This is a genomic window from Pseudomonas fluorescens, assembly GCF_902497855.1.
GTDB lineage: Bacteria > Pseudomonadota > Gammaproteobacteria > Pseudomonadales > Pseudomonadaceae > Aquipseudomonas > Aquipseudomonas fluorescens_BI.
This window is the reverse complement of record NZ_CABVHU010000011.1, coordinates 260,834-276,697: the sequence shown is the minus strand read 5'-3', so window position 1 is coordinate 276,697 and position 15,864 is coordinate 260,834. Positions and strand designations below refer to the sequence as shown.

Below are 15,864 nucleotides of genomic sequence, written 5' to 3'. Positions count from 1 at the left end.
CGAGAGGCCGAGTGGAGGTTCTGCGCAGTGGGCAACCCGGCATGGATGCCGGGTTAGCCGCCCCCGGCCATGGATGGCCGATGGCGGCGGGCCCACGGAGCAGGACCGGAGCGAGGGCATGCCGAGCCTGGGCGAGGCACCGAACGAAAGTGGCAAGAGCGCTTGGTTACTTGGCGCTTTTCCAAGTGACCCGCCGTAAGGGCGGAACCAAAAGCGGCCGTTACCGCAGAAACGGATATACACACAATCCACATCGATCATCTCGCTCCTGTTTAAAAGCCTGTTAGCAGCCCTAAACCGCACCTGACCGACAAGCCAGAAACATGCACTCAAACATCGGCCATCTCCTGACTCTTTAGCGGCAATTGCCGAAAACAGTGCACATCCGTACACTGCGCCACCTTTTGTCCCGGTGGGGCCTGTAATGCTGTTTGTGTTTCGTATGTTATTGATGGGGCTGCACTTTATTCTGGCCGGGGTGCTTGGCGTACTGCTGGGCCTGTGTCGCCCGTTCAACCCGGATAACAGCCGTTTGTGCGCGCGCCTATATGCGTGGCCGGCGATGTGTATCTTGCGTTTGCGGGTGAAGGCCGAGGTCGGGCCGCTGATGGATAAACCCGACAGCTGCGTGATCATTGCCAACCACCAGTCCAACTACGACCTGTTCGTGTTCGGCAATGTCGTGCCGCGCCGCACCGTGTGCATTGGCAAAAAAAGCTTGAAGTGGGTGCCGCTGTTCGGCCAGCTGTTCTGGCTGGCGGGCAATGTGTTGATTGATCGTGGCAATGCGCAGAAGGCGCGGCAGTCGATGCTGACCACCACCCATACCCTGCAAAATGAAGACACCTCGATCTGGGTGTTCCCGGAAGGCACGCGCAACCTCGGCGAAGAATTGCTGCCGTTCAAGAAAGGCGCGTTCCAGATGGCGATTGCTGCGGGCGTGCCGATCGTGCCGGTGTGTGTCAGCACTTACGTCAAACACATGCGCTTGAACCGCTGGCGCAGCGGGAAAATTCTGATCCGCTCGCTGCCGGCGATTCCTACGGCGGGATTGAGCCTGGATGACATGCCGCTGCTGATTGAGCAGTGCCGCGAGCAGATGCGCGAGTGCATCGCCTCGATGGACCGGCAGCTGCAGGCCGCTTGAATGAAACCCGCCTGGTGCGGGTTTTCTTTTGCCCGCGAGCTTTTGCCTACGAACTCTGCAGACTTTGCTGACTCTCAAGCAGCAGACAAGGCTAAGCTGAACATTGCCTGCCACTGCCATCTGCTTATAAGAAGTGAACCACCATCATGGGTAGAGTTGTTGCTGCTGCGGTTTACAGCGCCGGTAAGAAAGTCACCAATATCACCCTCGACGAAGGCGCGGCCTGGGCGGCAAAGCCGGGCCACTTTGTGTGGATCGGACTCGAAGAGCCGAACGCCCAGGAGCTGTTCAATCTGCAGCGCCAGTTCAACCTGCATGAACTGGCCATCGAAGACGCGCTTGAAAAACACAGTCGGCCGAAACTCGAAACTTTCGGCGACGCACTGTTTATCGTCACTTATTCGCCGATCCGCCATGAAGGCAAACTGGAGTTCATCGAGACTCACATCTTTGCCGGCAACGGCTACATCATTACCGCCCGCAATGGACACTCCGCGTCCTACGCCTATGTCCGCCAGCGCTGCGAGGCGCGTCCGCTGCTGCTGGAGCACGGCGAAGACTTCGTGCTCTATGCCATCCTCGACTTCGTGATCGAAAACTACCAGCCCATGGGCGAAGCGATCCATGCCGAGATCGACGAGCTGGAACGCAACGTCATGTGCGGCTCCCTGAACGAGCGCGACATTCAAAAACTCCACAGTCTGCGCCGTGATGTCCTGCGCCTGCGGCGTTACGCGGCACCGATGGTGGAAATCGGCGAGGAACTGCAGAAGTTGAGTTTCCCGTTCATCGACAAGAACATGCGCCCCTATTTTCGCGATGTGCAGATCCACGTGACACGGCAGATGGAAGACCTGACGACCCTGGCGGACATTGCCAGTCAGACGATCGAGGTCGGGGTGTTGCTGGAGGCGTCACGCCAGAGCGTGGTGCAGCGCAAGTTTGCGGCGTGGGCGGCGATCCTGGCTTTCCCGACGGCGGTGGCTGGCATCTACGGGATGAACTTCCAGAACATGCCGGAGTTGACCTGGCACTACGGGTATTTCGGGGTATTGGGGTTTATTGCGGTGGGGTGTGTGAGTTTGTGGGCGAGTTTCAAAAAATCAGGGTGGTTGTAGCCGAGACCGAGGCGTCTGTAACATTCGCCGGCAAGCCAGCTCCTACAATGGAACGCGGTCCCCTGTAGGAGCTGGCTTGCCAGCGAAGCTTTCAGCTTCAAACAGCTTCTGGCTTGTGCGCCACAAACCGCATCATCCACTCCGCAACCGTAGCGCCGTGGTGCTCATGCTCCAGGCTCGCCATGCCTTTACTGTAAATCTGCTCGCCCAGCGCTTCCTGACGGATATCCAGCAACGCCCGCGAGTAATCGTGAATGAACTCCGGATGCCCCTGGAAGCACAGCACCTGGTCGTTGATGTGGTACGCGGCGAACGGACAGAAGTCGCTCGAGGCAATAACCGTGGCATTTTCCGGTAGCGCCGTAACCTGGTCCTGGTGACTGATCAACAACGTCAGTTCCTCCCTCACCGGGCTCATCCAGGGCGCCTTGGCAGCGAGCTTGTAGTTATGCGTGCCGACGCCCCAGCCCTGGGTCGCGCGCTCGCTCTTGCCGCCCAGCAGCAACGCCAGCAATTGATGGCCGAAGCACACGCCCAGCAGCTTGTCGCCGCGCTCATAGCGCTTGAGCAGGTAAGCCCTGAGGGTTTCGATCCAGGGGTCGGTACCGAAGGAATCGGCCTTGCTGCCCGTGACCAGGTAAGCGTCGAAGGTCAGCTCATCGCCGGGATATTCGCCTTGCATCACGTTATAGACGGTGAACTCGGCCTCGATGGGTTGCTGCGAAAACAGACGCTGGAACATCTGCCCGTAACCCTGATACTGATCGACCAGTTCTGGACGCAGGATGTCGGTTTCCAGAATGCAGATGCGTAACGACATAAAAAATACCTGACACATGATGGGAATAATGCACACCCAGAGCGTGCCTCGAAACAGGGTGGCGAGGCAAGTCCGGAATGCGTCATCGGTCCCTTAGAACGTCAGCCCTTTTGCGGCTTTCTCCAGCAATAACACAGGTGGATTGAATCGCTCGCCATATTGCCCGGCCAGGTACTGGGCGCGGGCGACGAAATCCTTCAGGCCGTACTGGTTGATGAACTGCAGTGCGCCGCCGGTCCAGGCCGCGAAGCCGATCCCGAAGATCGAGCCAACGTTGGCATCCGCCGTCGAGGTCAGCACACCCTCTTCCAGGCAGCGCACGGTTTCGATGGCTTGCACGAACAACAGCCGGTCGCGCACGTCCTTTGGCGAAATCTGCCCTTCAGCCTTTTCAAAGCGGGTTTTCAGTTGCGGCCACAAATGCTTCTGGCCATTGGCCGGATACTCGTAAAAACCACCTCCAGCGGCCTTGCCCGGACGCTTGTACTCGTTGAGCAGCAAGTCAATCACGGCGAACGCCGGGTGCTCGATCAGCGGTTTCCCCTCCGCCTGCAGGTCTTTGGCGGTTTGCTGGCGGATATGGCTCATGAGGCTGAGGGAAACGTCGTCGGAGATTGCCAGAGGTCCGACAGGCATGCCGGCCTTGCGGGCTTCTGTCTCGATCATCGGCGCGCTGATGCCTTCGCCCAGCATGGCAATGCCTTCATTGGTGAACGTGCCGAACACCCGTGACGTGAAGAACCCGCGACTGTCGTTGACCACAATTGGGGTCTTCTTGATTTGCAGGACGAAATCGAACCCACGCGCCAAGGTTTCGTCGCTGGTGTTGGCGCCCTTGATGATTTCCACCAGGGGCATTTTTTCTACGGGGCTGAAGAAATGCAGGCCGATGAACTTGCTCTGGTCCGGCACTGCCGTGGCCAGCCCGCTGATCGGCAGGGTTGACGTGTTGGAGGCGATCACCGCGTCGGCACCGACGATTTTTTGCGCCGCCAGTGAGACCTTGGCCTTCAATTCCCGGTCTTCAAACACCGCCTCGATGATCAGGTCGCACCCGGTCAGGTCCGCATCGCTTTGCGTGGCATGGATTCGCGCCAGAATGTCATCGCGTTGTTTTGTACTCATCTGACCGCGCGCGACTTTCTTGTCCAGCAGCGCCGCCGAATGCGCCTTGCCCTTCTGCGCGGCGGCGAGGCTGATGTCCTTGAGCACCACTTCGATGCCGGCCGATGCGCTGACGAAAGCGATGCCGGCGCCCATCATCCCGGCGCCGAGCACACCGACTTTTTGTGTCACATAGGGCGAAAACCCCTGGGGCCGCGAACCGCCGGCATTGATTTCGTTGAGTTGAAACCAGAAGGTGCCGATCAGATTCTTCGCTACCTGGCCGGTGGTCAGTTCGGTGAAGTATCGGCTTTCGATCAGGTGCGCGGTGTCGAAATCCACCTGGGCGCCTTCAACCGCGGCGCAGAGGATCTTCTCCGGCGCAGGCAGACAGCCCTGGGTCTTGCTGCGCAGGATCGATGGCGCGATGGCCAGCATTTGCGCGACTTTCGGGTTCGAAGGTGTGCCTCCGGGGATCTGATACCCCTTCACGTCCCAGCGCTGAACCGCTGCCGGGTTGGCCAGAATCCAGGCGCGCGCCTTGCTCAGCAACTCGTCGCGATCTTGCGCCAACTCATCGATCAAACCCGCCTGCAACGCCTGTTGCGGCCGGATTTTCTTGCCTTCAAGCAGGTACGGCAGGGCTTGCTCGATGCCCAGCATGCGCACCATGCGCGTCACTCCCCCGCCGCCGGGCAGCAGGCCGAGGGTCACTTCGGGCAGGCCGAGTTGCACGGATGGATGGTCCAGCGCCACGCGATGATGGCAGGCCAGGCAGATTTCCCAACCACCGCCCAGCGCCGCGCCATTGATCGCGGCAACCACCGGTTTGCCGAGGGTTTCCAGGGTGCGCAGTTGCCCCTTGAGGTTCAGCACCATGGTGTAGAAAGCCTGGGCTTCGGGCTTGCCGACCTTGATCAGCTCATTGAGGTCGCCGCCGGCGAAGAAGGTTTTCTTGGCCGAGGTAATGATGACGCCGGCAATGGCGTCCTTGTCGGCGATCAGTCGGGCGACGCAGGCGGCCATGGCGTCACGGTAGACCGCGTTCATGGTATTGGCGCTCTGGCCCGGCATGTCCATGGTCAGGACGACGATCTGGTCCTGCCCCTTTTCGTAACGAATGGCTTCACTCATTGCAGTAGTTCCTTGAAGTCGGGGCTCAGAGGCGTTCGATGATGGTGGCAATGCCCATGCCGCCGCCGACACACAGGGTCGCCAGGCCATAACGCAGGCGGCGGGTTTCCAGTTCATCGAGCAGCGTGCCGAGGATCGCGCACCCGGTGGCTCCGAGCGGGTGGCCCATGGCGATGGAGCCGCCATTGACATTGACCTTGTCCGGGTCGATGGCCATGTCCTTGATGAATTTGAGCACCACGGAGGCGAAGGCTTCGTTGACTTCGAACAGGTCGATGTCCTGGACCCGCAACCCGGCCTTGGCCAAGGCCTTGCGCGTGGCCGGCGCAGGACCGGTGAGCATGATGGTCGGATCGGTGCCGGTGACCGCCGCGGCCACTATCCGTGCCCGTGGTTGCAGGCCCAACGCCCGGCCTTTGGCTTCGGAACCGATCAGCATCAAGGCCGCGCCATCGACGATCCCGGAACTGTTGCCCGGCGTATGGACGTGGTTGATTCGTTCCACGTGGCTGTAGACCCGCAATGCGGTGGCGTCGAAGCCCATTTGCCCGATCGTCTCGAAGCTCGGCTTGAGCTTGCCCAAGGCTTCCAGGGTCGATTCGGCGCGGATGAATTCATCGTGATCGAGCAGGATGATGCCGTTCTGATCCTGCACCGGCACCAGTGACTTGCTGAACGAACCGTCCGCCCGCGCCCGTGCGGCCTTCTGCTGGGAGTGCAGCGCATAGGCATCGACGTCCTGACGACTGAAGCCTTCGATCGTGGCGATCAGGTCGGCGCCCACGCCTTGAGGGGTGAAATGACTCTGCAGGTTGGTTTCCGGGTCCAAGGCCCACGCACCGCCGTCGCTGCCCATTGGCACACGCGACATCGATTCGACGCCGCCGACCACGACCAGCTCTTCGAAACCGGAACGGACTTTCATCGCACCGAGGTTCACGGCTTCCAGCCCTGAGGCGCAGAAGCGGTTGATCTGCACACCTGCCACGCTGACATCCCAATCGGCCACCTGCGTCGCGATTTTGGCGATGTCGCAGCCTTGATCGCCGATCGGCGTTACGCAGCCGAGCACCACATCATCGACCTGGCGGGTGTCGAGCGAGGTGCGCTGTTGCAATGCCGTGAGCAGCCCGGCCACCAGGTTCACCGGTTTGACGCTGTGCAGGGCGCCATCGGATTTGCCCTTGCCGCGGGGCGTGCGTAACGCGTCAAAAATCAAAGCCTGGGTCATGATGTTCTCGAACCTGTAGGTGAGTGGTACTCACCTTATGCCGAGCCGTAACCGATTCAATGACCGCAACGCTCAGTCGCGTTGACGTTCACGCTCAGACGGACGGTAGTTCGCCATCTATTAACCGATTCAGGACACCAAGCTGTCTAGCAAACGGGCGCCCAAGAAGCTGGCAATAGGCCTCATATCTTTTTAACAGCAAATAGTCACCACACCATATGAAATGGATCTAAACCAAGCGTGACGCGGGCTCTAATGTGAAGTTGTACGAAGTTGTCGTCGGGTTTTGCCGAGGCGCTCGTCCTACAGGAAGTGCAACGCCTTGCCGTCGTGGAGCTATGCAGGCAGGCATCAGGAAATAACAACAAAAAGGCGGTCAGCCATGTTCAAGCAATCGAAAGTACGTCAAGCCGGGCTCATTCTATTTGCCACCACACTATTGTTGATTTTGCCGAACCTGACCAAGGTGATCGGCTAATTACTCTTTAAGAATACGGCGTCGGTTTTTTATTTTCATATCGCCTCATTAAAAATGTGACTGGCTCGCTACCCGGGCCAGCGTGGGTGTGCCAATCTTTGTGGCACTTGCACGACATGGAAGGCGATCACTTGAAAACGCTTGTTCTGTTCGGGGCCTTGCTGCTGAGCACCCCCCTCCTTGCCGCACAGCTGAACCTGGAGCTGGGCGCGAACAGTCGCAACTGGCAGACCGGGGAATTGCTCACGCATCCTCAGGTTCAGACCATCACCATCACCAATGACGTTTCCTACAAACGGGACATGAGCTATCGCGCTGTTCCGTTGGCGGCATTGTTGACGGGTATCCAGCCTGAAGATCACTTGCAAGCCGTGGCGCTGGACGGGTTTGCGGCAGAGTTGTCGGCGGCGCCGCTGCTCAATGCCAAGGGCGCGCGGGCGTGGCTGGCGATTGAAGACCCGGCCAACCCCTGGCCGGCATTGTCCGAGGGCAAGCACAGCGCCGGGCCGTTCTATCTGGTCTGGACCGAGCCGCAAGCGGGCAATATCAGTCCTGAGCAATGGCCATTTGAAGTGGCGAGCATCAAGCGCATGGCGCCGGTGGCTCAGCGCTTCCCTGCCCTGCTGCCCGACCCTGCCCTGGCGGTGGATGACCCGGTGAACAAGGGCTTTGCACTGTTTCAGAAGAACTGCCTGGCCTGTCATCGGCTCAATGGGGCCGGGGATGCGCAGTTCGGGCCGGATTTGAATATTCCGTTCAACCCGACCGAGTACTTCGGGGCGGACTTCCTCACGCGTTACATTCGTGACCCGCAGAGTTTGCGGCAGTGGCCGCAGGCGAAGATGCCCGGGTTTACGGCGGCTGTGTTGCCGGACGGGGACCTGGAGATGTTGGTGGGGTATTTGAAGCATATGGCCGGGCGCAAAGTGAAGCCCTGACACATACCCCTGTAGGAAGCCAGGCTTGCCGGCGAAGGCGTCTTCATGGGCGGTGCAAGGCTTGAGGCCGCCTTCGCCGGCAAGCCTGGCTCCTACAGGGCTATGCTGTGATCAGATTATTGTTGTTGGACTGAGATAATCGGCATCGGTGTCGGCGAAACAAACACCTTCGCATGCATCTGCTCACTCCCCCCACCCCGACGCATGCCGCGCACCGGGCAGGCATCCAGATAATCCAGCCCTACCGCCAATTTCAAATGCCGCTCCGGCCGCGCCAGTTCGTTGGTCACGTCGAAGCTGTACCAGGCGTCATCGAGCCAGGCTTCAGCCCACGCGTGGCTGGCCAGGTGCTCGCAGTCCTCGCTGTACAGATAGCCCGACACATAACGCGACGCAATCCCCAGGCTGCGGGCGCAGGCGAGGAATGCATGGGTGTGGTCCTGGCATACGCCCGAACGTCCGGCGAAGGCCTGGGCGGCGCTGGTGTCCACTGCGGTGGAGCCCGGCGTGTAGGTCATGTGCTGGTTCAAGCCGTGCATCAAGTCGATCAGCGCCGTACGATCCCGACGTTGCTTGCAGTGCTTGCGGGCAAACGCGCGCAGGGCTTCGTCGGCTTCGGTCAACCGGGTGAAACGCAGGAACGGCAGCGCCGACTGGCTCTCATGCTCGGCTTCGCGCAGCTCATCGATGTCCACCTGGCCCCGGGCACCGATGATGATGGCCTCGTGGGGCTCGTCCATGGTCAGCACATGCAGGATGTTGCCGAACGGGTCGAGTTGTGCGCGCACTGGACGCGGCAGGTCGAGCTGCCAGCTGAGCACGTGTTGGCGTTCGCTGTCGTGGGGGGTCAGTCGCAGGTACTGGATGCTCGCCCGCACCTGGTCTTCGTAGCGATAGGTGGTCTCGTGGCTAATGGAAAGTCTCATGCAGCCTCCAGGTAAGAACTGTGAATGGCGTTGCCCAACTGGCGCACCAGCGGGATGAACTCGGTCAGCCAGGTGTGCAGGCCTTCGTCGAGAATTTCGCTGATGCCGGTGTAGCGCAGGCGCGCGTCCATTTCCGCCGCCAGGCGTTGTGCCGGTCGGCCGTTGGCCCCCGGCAGCTGGGCGAGGATCTGGTCGATCTCTTCGGTACAGGCCCGCAACGAACGCGGGACGTCGGCACGCAGTAGCAACAGCTCGGCGACATGCCGGGCACCGGGCGCGTCGCGGTAGATTTCGGTGTAGGCCTCGAACGAGGACAAGGCCCTCAACAAGGCACTCCACTGGTAATAGGCGTGGGCCGTGCCGTCGCTGACCGCTTCGGCCTGGTCGCCGGCCATTTCGTAGCGTGCATCGAGCAGGCGCAAGGTGTTGTCCGCCCTTTCGATAAAGGTGCCCAGGCGAATGAAGCGGAATGCGTCGTTACGCATGATGGTGCCGTAGGACGCGCCGCGGAACAGGTGGGAACGTTCCTTGATCCACTCGCAGAAACGACTCATGCCGTAGCGACTCAAGCCCTGGTCGGCGATCCCGCGAATTTCCAGCCAGGTGGCGTTGATGTTTTCCCACATGTCGGCGGTGATTCGCCCCCGTACCGCATGGGCACTGGCCCGCGCGGCACCGAGGCAACTGTAGATGCTTGCCGGGTTGGCGGCGTCCAGGGCGAAGAAATGCAGCAGCCGCTCGGCATGCAGGTCACCATGGCGCTCCAGGTAATCGTCCAGGGTGCCGGTAATCAGCAACGGCATGGCGAGTTCGTGCAAACCGTCACCGCGACCATCCTGTGGCATCAGCGACAGCGAATAACTGATATCGAGCATCCGTGCGAGGTTTTCCGCCCGCTCCAGGTAACGCGACATCCAATACAAATCCGAGGCAGTTCTACTTAACATGGCAGGCTTCCTTCAATCCTCGACCACCCAGGTGTCCTTGGTTCCGCCGCCCTGGGAGGAATTCACCACCAGGGAGCCTTCTCGCAGGGCGACACGGGTCAAGCCGCCGGGTACGACCCGGGTTTCGCGGCCAGACAATACAAACGGACGCAGGTCGATATGGCGTGGAGCGATGCCGTTTTCGACAAAGGTCGGACAGGTCGACAACGACAAGGTCGGTTGCGCGATGTATGCGTGGGGCTTGGCTTTGATCCGCGCGCGGAAAGCGTCGATTTCCGCCGTCGTCGCCGCCGGCCCCACCAGCATTCCGTAGCCGCCGGAGCCCTGGGTTTCCTTGACCACCAGCTCTGGAAGATTGGCCAGTACGTGGGACAGTTCCGAGGGATTACGACACTGCCACGTCGGCACATTCTTCAGGATCGGCTCTTCGTCGAGGTAGAAGCGGATCATGTCCGTGACGAAGGGGTACACCGACTTGTCGTCCGCCACCCCGGTGCCGATGGCATTCGCCAGTACCACGTTGCCGGAACGGTAGGAGGACAACAGCCCCGGAACGCCAAGCATCGAGTCCGGATTGAATGCCAGCGGGTCGAGGAACGCATCGTCGAGGCGCCGGTAGATCACGTCGACGGCTTTCGGCCCGTCCGTGGTGCGCATGAACACCTTGTCGTCACGCACGAACAGGTCCGCGCCTTCCACCAGTTCCACGCCCATTTCCCGAGCGAGAAAGGCATGTTCGAAAAACGCACTGTTGAAGCGGCCCGGCGTCAGCACCACCACGCTGGGGTTATCGATCGGGCTTGAGCTTTTCAGGGTATCGAGCAACAGGTTCGGATAGTGATCGATCGGTGCAATGCGTTGCGCCGCGAACAATTCGGGGAACAGGCGCATCATCATCTTGCGGTCTTCGAGCATGTAGCTCACGCCGCTCGGTGTACGAAGGTTGTCCTCGAGCACGTAGTACGTGCCGTCGCCATCGCGCACCAGATCGACACCGGAAATGTGCGAATAGATATCCCGGTGCAGGTCCAGCCCTTGCATCGCCAGCTGGTATTGCTCGTTGGCCAGCACTTGCTCGGCCGGGATGATGCCGGCCTTGATGATGCGCTGTTCGTGATAGAGGTCGGCGAGAAACATGTTCAGCGCCTTGACCCGCTGGATACAGCCCCGTTCGACGACTCGCCATTCACTGGCGGGAATGCTGCGGGGAATGGTGTCGAAGGGAATCAGGCGCTCTGTCCCTTGCTCGTCACCGTAGAGCGTGAAGGTAATCCCGGCGCGATGAAACAGCAGATCGGCCTCGCGTCGCCGTTGGGCCAACAGCTCATCAGGCGTTTCGGCCAGCCAACGGGCAAACTCCCGGTAATGCGGGCGGACCTGGCCGCCGGCATCGTACATTTCATCAAAATAGGTGCGGATCATGCCGTACTCCTTGTCACCCGGACCTCCAGGCCTTCGCAAGGCCCGTGCCATCGGCATAAACGCTTAGATATCAATCAGTTGGATAATGAAGCCGCAACCACCGCACCAATCCTGTGCGGTAAATGCCCCAAGCTGATCGCCCCCGCTTCATTGCGAAGCAATGTCCTTGTCCTTCAGCAGCATAGTCAAATCACGAACAAGATCAAAAGATCGCAGCCTCGTTGCCTGTAGGAGCTGTCGAGTGCAACGAGGCTGCGCTCTTTTGCTCTTGCTTTTCACAAACCCGAAAACGAAAACGGCCAACCCGAAGGTCAGCCGTTAGTGGATATTGTCGCTGTTCATAATGTTATGCGAGTCGCCCTCGTACCTCCTGCTTGACGCCCCACCCTTCGATGATCCCGCCCAGGGGCTCCACCACTGCCTCGAAGTCCTGCTCGAAGTCGCCGATACCGTCGTAGGTGGCGTACATCACTTTACTCAATTCCAGATACCACGCGCCGTCATCGCGCACGCTGATCTGGGCATTCAAGGATTCACCACAATAATGCCCTGCCGCCCTGCGCGCCCGCTCCTCGTCGGGAAAAATGGCGTAGAACTCGATGGGATGGAACCGTGAAAAGTCGAAACCGCCTTCTTTCATGCGGCGCAGCACGCTGCTGCTGATGTCTTCTTGATAGGCTGTGCTCATGAAACGTCCCCCTCACATTGATGGATAGACTTTCCGTATTCCCGGCACACGCAATCGAATGGTGCGCGTGATGCGGCAACACTATTGCCGGTGGGAAGCAAGCATGTAGCTGACAAGACCAGACCTTAGCGATCCGTTCGCTGATCTCGCTTGCAGAGTAGCCCCAAGAGAGAGGCGCTGCCAAGGTCTGGTTGTTTCACGAATGTGTCAGGAAGTATTTCAGACGGGAGTAATGCCGAGGATTTGTATGCTGTACTGGTTCTTGAGACTTTTGACGCTCGCATCTGCGGTTCGCCCTTCCAGATCATTAAGATCCAGTTCGGCAGCGACAGGAAGGAGACGGGCCTTGATCAGTTTGGCGGCGTGCTCGTTGTCCGGGCATTCGTCGCACTCGAAGACTTCGTCGACCGTTTCACCGTGATCATCCACGAAAGTGATTTTCCACTTTTGCATCAGTGCCTCCTCGAACAAACCCGCAAATGGGCTTACATGTATCTGGACTTTTGCCTTGCCTGTTCGTTCAACGGGTTTACAGCGCGTCAGCCTGATGCTGACGAATTACCCTGTAGGAGCCGGCTTGCCGGCGAAGTCGGTGTGTCAGTCACATCGTAGGTGACTATCAGGCCGCCTTCGCTGGCAAGCCAGCTCCTACAAGGGTCGGTGTCGTTTTCGGAACGCAATCAGACCCGCACATTACCCCGCGGTCCGGCGATGGCCCAGATAATCAGACCCAGGACCGGCAGCAGCAGGATCAACAGCACCCAGACGATTTTCATCCCGGTGTCGGTGCCACTTTTGAGCACGTTGATGATTGCCCAGATGTCCAGGGCAAGAATGATCAGGCCAACCAGACCATTGAACGTGGAACCCATGGTGTCGCTCCCTAAGAATGGTGTGCACTCTTAGGATAGCTCTCCCCTGCGAGGGTTCCGTTTTATTCAGCCCAGGGTGGGCGTCAGACGTGGATCGCCACTTTCAGGGCTTCCAGCGAAGGGGCGGCAGCGATGCCGACCTCGGCACACAACTCGAGCACCCGCGGCACGTCATTGCCGTAGACCAGCACCACTTGCAGCTCGTCGTCGAGCAACTGGCTGAAGTTCATCAGCACGTAGCCGCCGTTTTCCTTGTTCATGCTGCTCATCTGCACCTGAATGCGATTGAGCGCGGTCAGGGCTTCGGTCTTGGCCAATTGCTTGGGCTTGATATTGAAATCAACGCCGGGGCCGAACGATGCAACGATCCGGGCGAACAGATCCATATAGGTGTCGGCCTGGAACAGCACGGTCTCCGGCAGGCTGCCGACGACCACCCACTCGCCCAGGGGAATCGGGAAGCTGTCGTCGTAGTTGATATCCGGGTTGGCCGCCAGGAAAGCCGCTGGATCGGCGTAGGCCTGGGCCGCTTCGTCAGCGATTTTCAGGATTTCGTCATCGCTCATGCACCCGGAGCTGATTTTGCTGATGAGTTCGACGAGTGCGGCTTTCATGGGGCGGAATCCTGTAGCGAGGGAATTTTGAAGGCGCGAAGGATAGCGCATTCCGCCCCGCCGTGGCTGAACGGGAGCACTGTCGGGGGATGTTGACCCATATCAAGGTCCGGCAGAATTGGTAGCGGCACAATGCTGGCACCTTGCCGAAACTGTTTCCGCTATCAGAGAAGACCTCCATGGGTGCCTGGCTTAGCAATATCTCGTTGAAGTACAAATTCTGGGCGGTCAACGCCGTCGCTTTCGTGACCACCTTGTTGTTGGTGTTGTACGCCGTACAGCTTGAACAACAGTCGCGCAGCCAGGATGCCCGGGATTCCGCCCAGGCCCAGGCACGACTGCTCACAGCGTGGCCTGCCGGACAACCGTTACCGCAGGCCGAAAACCTGCTGACCTTCAATCCCGGACAGGCGCCGCTGATTAATGGCCAACCGGTACTGGAACTGGCCGATGCCAACGGCTGGGTCGAGATCAATGCCATGCCCCTGTTCGGCGACAACCCGTTAATGGGCGCCGAGGCATTCAGGCGGGCCGATGGTCAGCAGGTCGCGGTAATGGCCTATGGGCCGAGCCTGTCCCAGGTGTTCGGCGAACGTTTCGCCCACTATGCGGCGGCGGTGTTCATCCTGATGGTGGCGATGCTCGGGGCTTCGCAACTGTTGATCCGCTTCCTGCTCAGTCAGCTCAACACCTTGAAGGACGTGATGCTCCACGTCGAGAAAACCGGCGATCTGTCAGCCCGTGTCCCGCTGGCCTGCAAAGACGAAGTCGGGCAGATGGCCAACGCGTTCAACGCGATGCAGGCGGGTTACCAACGGGTGGTCGGCACCGTCGCCAGCACCGCCCGGCAACTGGATGTCGGCGCGGCGCGACTGGCGTCGAGCATGAACGAGGTGCGCCTCGGCATGCTGGGCCAGCAAAGCGAAACCGACCAGGCCGCCACCGCGATCAACGAAATGACTGCCACCGTCTACCACATCGCCCAGCACGCCGGCGCCACCCGCGACCTCTCGCAAACCGCCGATACCCTCGCCGGCAGCGGCCAGGCAGTGGTCAGCCGGGTACAGCAGTCGATCAGCGGGTTGTCCACCGGGGTGCAGCAGACGGCCGAGATGATTCAGCGCCTGGCCGAGGACAGTCAGAAGATCAACGGCGTGGTCGGTGTTATCCATAGCATCGCCGAGCAAACCAATCTGCTGGCGCTGAATGCCGCGATCGAAGCGGCCCGGGCCGGTGAAATGGGACGTGGCTTTGCGGTGGTCGCCGATGAAGTGCGTAACCTGGCCAAGCGCGTGCAGACCTCCACCGACGAAATCACGCTCATGGTGACGGCGTTGCAGGCCGGGACGCGGGATGCGGTGGATTTCATGCAGGAAAGCTCGTTCAAGGCCGATGATTGCGTGCGCCAGGCACAAGAGGCCGGTGCAGCCTTGGCCGAAATCACCAGCGCGGTGGCGCAGATGCGCGAAAGCAACACGCAGATCGCGGTGGCGGCCGAGCAGCAGAGTAAGGTGGCGGAGGAGATGAATCGGGCGGTGGTGAGCATTCGCGATGTAACCGAGAACACGGTGCAGCAGACGGTGGGGTCGGCGACTACCAGTAATGAACTGGCGGCATTGGCGGGGGAATTGAACAGGGCTATAGGGCAGCTCAAGCTCTGAGGGCCTCATCGTCAGATCGCCGCCCGGAGCAAGCCCGCTCCCATAGGCTGCCGTGCCGATCGCAGGATCCAGGCACACGCCAGTCCCGTGTAGGAGCTGGCTTGCCAGCGAAAAACCTGAGGGCGACGCGTTCAACCTATATGCACGCGTAATCGTTAACGACCATCGCTGGCAAGCCAGCTCCCACAGTGATCTTCAATGGCCAAAAAATGTGGGCAAGACACAGACCTGTGGGAGCGGGCTTGCCCCGGGCGGCGATCCGACGATGGCGTCAGCCCGGCCAACATCAATATTGACCATGATCCCTATCACTTCGATAGCCACCTTTGATTCGCCCCCCGCAGGCGCCGGGCCTATTCTTCAATCATGAGTCACGCATGGATCGAGGATCGGCATCATGGGCAAACGTCACCCCAACCTACCCGCCTGGCAATGGCGAGCGTACCCGAACAATCATCAGCACCCGACCAACCTGGTGTTGCACCTGATTGCCGTGCCGCTGTTCATCGTCGGTGTCCTGCTGCTGATTTGCGGGGTGTTCAGCCTGAACCTGGGCAATTTCGCCATCGGCATTATCGGCCTGTTGGCTGCGTTGGTCCTGCAACGCCATGGTCACAGCCTGGAGGCGCAAGCCTCCGAGCCGTTCAGTGATCGCAAGGATGCGGTATCACGCTTGCTGGTCGAGCAATTCCTGACCTTTCCCCGGTTCTTCCTGAGCGGCGGCTGGTGGCGCGCCTGGCGTGAGCGCCACCGTCGTCATTGAT

General features: G+C 60.0%; 15 protein-coding genes and 1 pseudogene. 6 read left to right on the top strand and 10 right to left on the bottom strand.

What is annotated here, in order from left to right; genetic code table 11:
- The first annotated feature begins 424 nt into the window (after nucleotides 1-424).
- Both F8N96_RS22400 and F8N96_RS22395 read left to right on the top strand, forming a co-directional pair.
- Complete coding sequence (locus F8N96_RS22400; protein WP_150799663.1) at nucleotides 425-1,147, top strand: lysophospholipid acyltransferase family protein; 723 nt, start codon at nucleotides 425-427, stop codon at nucleotides 1,145-1,147.
- 146 nt (nucleotides 1,148-1,293) lie between these two features.
- The gene (locus tag F8N96_RS22395; RefSeq protein ID WP_150799662.1) at nucleotides 1,294-2,265 is read left to right on the top strand and encodes a magnesium and cobalt transport protein CorA; all 972 of its coding nucleotides are present in this window, start codon (nucleotides 1,294-1,296) and stop codon (nucleotides 2,263-2,265) included.
- A gap of 97 nt (nucleotides 2,266-2,362) precedes the next feature.
- On the opposite strand, the gene F8N96_RS22390 is transcribed toward F8N96_RS22395, so the two are convergent.
- From F8N96_RS22390 to F8N96_RS22380, 3 genes are all read right to left on the bottom strand, one after another.
- Nucleotides 2,363-3,085 carry an amidotransferase gene (locus F8N96_RS22390; protein WP_150799661.1) on the bottom strand — a complete coding sequence of 241 codons (723 nt, stop codon included), beginning with the start codon at nucleotides 3,083-3,085 and terminating at the stop codon, nucleotides 2,363-2,365.
- A 93-nt stretch (nucleotides 3,086-3,178) separates the two neighbouring features.
- Nucleotides 3,179-5,323 carry a 3-hydroxyacyl-CoA dehydrogenase NAD-binding domain-containing protein gene (locus F8N96_RS22385; RefSeq protein WP_150799660.1) on the bottom strand — a complete coding sequence of 715 codons (2,145 nt, stop codon included), beginning with the start codon at nucleotides 5,321-5,323 and terminating at the stop codon, nucleotides 3,179-3,181.
- A 25-nt stretch (nucleotides 5,324-5,348) separates the two neighbouring features.
- Nucleotides 5,349-6,554, bottom strand: a complete 1,206-nt coding sequence (locus tag F8N96_RS22380) for an acetyl-CoA C-acetyltransferase (RefSeq protein WP_150799659.1) — start codon at nucleotides 6,552-6,554, stop codon at nucleotides 5,349-5,351.
- Nucleotides 6,555-7,148: 594 nt separating this feature from the next.
- Here F8N96_RS22380 and F8N96_RS22375 point away from each other — a divergent pair.
- Nucleotides 7,149-7,970, top strand: coding sequence for a c-type cytochrome (locus F8N96_RS22375; RefSeq protein WP_150799658.1), 822 nt, complete (start codon nucleotides 7,149-7,151; stop codon nucleotides 7,968-7,970).
- A 116-nt stretch (nucleotides 7,971-8,086) separates the two neighbouring features.
- Here the strand turns inward: F8N96_RS22375 and F8N96_RS22370 are convergent, their stop codons facing one another.
- The 7 genes from F8N96_RS22370 to F8N96_RS22340 form a co-directional block, all read right to left on the bottom strand.
- Entirely contained in the window at nucleotides 8,087-8,896 is an 810-nt protein-coding gene (locus tag F8N96_RS22370; RefSeq protein ID WP_150799657.1) for a transglutaminase family protein, read from the bottom strand.
- The gene (locus tag F8N96_RS22365) at nucleotides 8,893-9,843 is read right to left on the bottom strand and encodes an alpha-E domain-containing protein (RefSeq protein ID WP_128873371.1); all 951 of its coding nucleotides are present in this window, start codon (nucleotides 9,841-9,843) and stop codon (nucleotides 8,893-8,895) included. Before F8N96_RS22365 ends, F8N96_RS22370 begins: the two co-directional genes overlap by 4 nt.
- 12 nt (nucleotides 9,844-9,855) lie before the next feature.
- Nucleotides 9,856-11,265, bottom strand: a complete 1,410-nt coding sequence (locus F8N96_RS22360; protein WP_150799656.1) for a circularly permuted type 2 ATP-grasp protein — start codon at nucleotides 11,263-11,265, stop codon at nucleotides 9,856-9,858.
- Nucleotides 11,266-11,611: 346 nt separating this feature from the next.
- On the bottom strand, nucleotides 11,612-11,953 hold the full coding sequence (locus F8N96_RS22355) for a ribonuclease E inhibitor RraB (protein WP_064678940.1): 342 nt from the start codon (nucleotides 11,951-11,953) through the stop codon (nucleotides 11,612-11,614).
- Nucleotides 11,954-12,172: 219 nt separating this feature from the next.
- The gene (locus F8N96_RS22350) at nucleotides 12,173-12,406 is read right to left on the bottom strand and encodes a hypothetical protein (protein WP_150799655.1); all 234 of its coding nucleotides are present in this window, start codon (nucleotides 12,404-12,406) and stop codon (nucleotides 12,173-12,175) included.
- A gap of 227 nt (nucleotides 12,407-12,633) precedes the next feature.
- Nucleotides 12,634-12,825, bottom strand: coding sequence for a PLDc N-terminal domain-containing protein (locus F8N96_RS22345; protein ID WP_064678942.1), 192 nt, complete (start codon nucleotides 12,823-12,825; stop codon nucleotides 12,634-12,636).
- A gap of 83 nt (nucleotides 12,826-12,908) precedes the next feature.
- Nucleotides 12,909-13,439 (bottom strand): hypothetical protein, encoded by a 531-nt coding sequence (locus F8N96_RS22340; RefSeq protein WP_150799654.1) that lies wholly within the window; start codon nucleotides 13,437-13,439, stop codon nucleotides 12,909-12,911.
- A gap of 179 nt (nucleotides 13,440-13,618) precedes the next feature.
- Between F8N96_RS22340 and F8N96_RS35890 the strand changes: the two are divergent.
- The 3 genes and pseudogenes from F8N96_RS35890 to F8N96_RS22330 form a co-directional block, all read left to right on the top strand.
- A pseudogene (locus tag F8N96_RS35890) lies at nucleotides 13,619-14,182 on the top strand (methyl-accepting chemotaxis protein); the annotation flags it as partial.
- 33 nt (nucleotides 14,183-14,215) lie between these two features.
- Nucleotides 14,216-15,100 (top strand): methyl-accepting chemotaxis protein, encoded by an 885-nt coding sequence (locus F8N96_RS35885; RefSeq protein ID WP_412071821.1) that lies wholly within the window; start codon nucleotides 14,216-14,218, stop codon nucleotides 15,098-15,100.
- A 397-nt stretch (nucleotides 15,101-15,497) separates the two neighbouring features.
- Nucleotides 15,498-15,863, top strand: a complete 366-nt coding sequence (locus F8N96_RS22330) for an Mpo1-like protein (protein ID WP_150764370.1) — start codon at nucleotides 15,498-15,500, stop codon at nucleotides 15,861-15,863.
- Nucleotide 15,864 lies beyond the last annotated feature (1 nt).

Excerpts from the sequence above, each read along its gene's own strand:
- F8N96_RS22330 (WP_150764370.1), top strand. The coding sequence starts at position 15,498 with ATGGGCAAACGTCACCCCAACCTACCCGCCTGGCAATGGCGAGCGTAC.
- F8N96_RS22385 (WP_150799660.1), bottom strand. The coding sequence starts at position 5,323 with ATGAGTGAAGCCATTCGTTACGAAAAGGGGCAGGACCAGATCGTCGTC.
- F8N96_RS22340 (WP_150799654.1), bottom strand. The coding sequence starts at position 13,439 with ATGAAAGCCGCACTCGTCGAACTCATCAGCAAAATCAGCTCCGGGTGC.
- F8N96_RS22375 (WP_150799658.1), top strand. The coding sequence starts at position 7,149 with ATGGAAGGCGATCACTTGAAAACGCTTGTTCTGTTCGGGGCCTTGCTG.
- F8N96_RS22395 (WP_150799662.1), top strand. The coding sequence starts at position 1,294 with ATGGGTAGAGTTGTTGCTGCTGCGGTTTACAGCGCCGGTAAGAAAGTC.
- F8N96_RS22400 (WP_150799663.1), top strand. The coding sequence starts at position 425 with ATGCTGTTTGTGTTTCGTATGTTATTGATGGGGCTGCACTTTATTCTG.
- F8N96_RS22350 (WP_150799655.1), bottom strand. The coding sequence starts at position 12,406 with ATGCAAAAGTGGAAAATCACTTTCGTGGATGATCACGGTGAAACGGTC.
- F8N96_RS22360 (WP_150799656.1), bottom strand. The coding sequence starts at position 11,265 with ATGATCCGCACCTATTTTGATGAAATGTACGATGCCGGCGGCCAGGTC.
- F8N96_RS22365 (WP_128873371.1), bottom strand. The coding sequence starts at position 9,843 with ATGTTAAGTAGAACTGCCTCGGATTTGTATTGGATGTCGCGTTACCTG.
- F8N96_RS35885 (WP_412071821.1), top strand. The coding sequence starts at position 14,216 with ATGGCCAACGCGTTCAACGCGATGCAGGCGGGTTACCAACGGGTGGTC.
- F8N96_RS22370 (WP_150799657.1), bottom strand. The coding sequence starts at position 8,896 with ATGAGACTTTCCATTAGCCACGAGACCACCTATCGCTACGAAGACCAG.
- F8N96_RS22345 (WP_064678942.1), bottom strand. The coding sequence starts at position 12,825 with ATGGGTTCCACGTTCAATGGTCTGGTTGGCCTGATCATTCTTGCCCTG.
- F8N96_RS22390 (WP_150799661.1), bottom strand. The coding sequence starts at position 3,085 with ATGTCGTTACGCATCTGCATTCTGGAAACCGACATCCTGCGTCCAGAA.
- F8N96_RS22380 (WP_150799659.1), bottom strand. The coding sequence starts at position 6,554 with ATGACCCAGGCTTTGATTTTTGACGCGTTACGCACGCCCCGCGGCAAG.
- F8N96_RS22355 (WP_064678940.1), bottom strand. The coding sequence starts at position 11,953 with ATGAGCACAGCCTATCAAGAAGACATCAGCAGCAGCGTGCTGCGCCGC.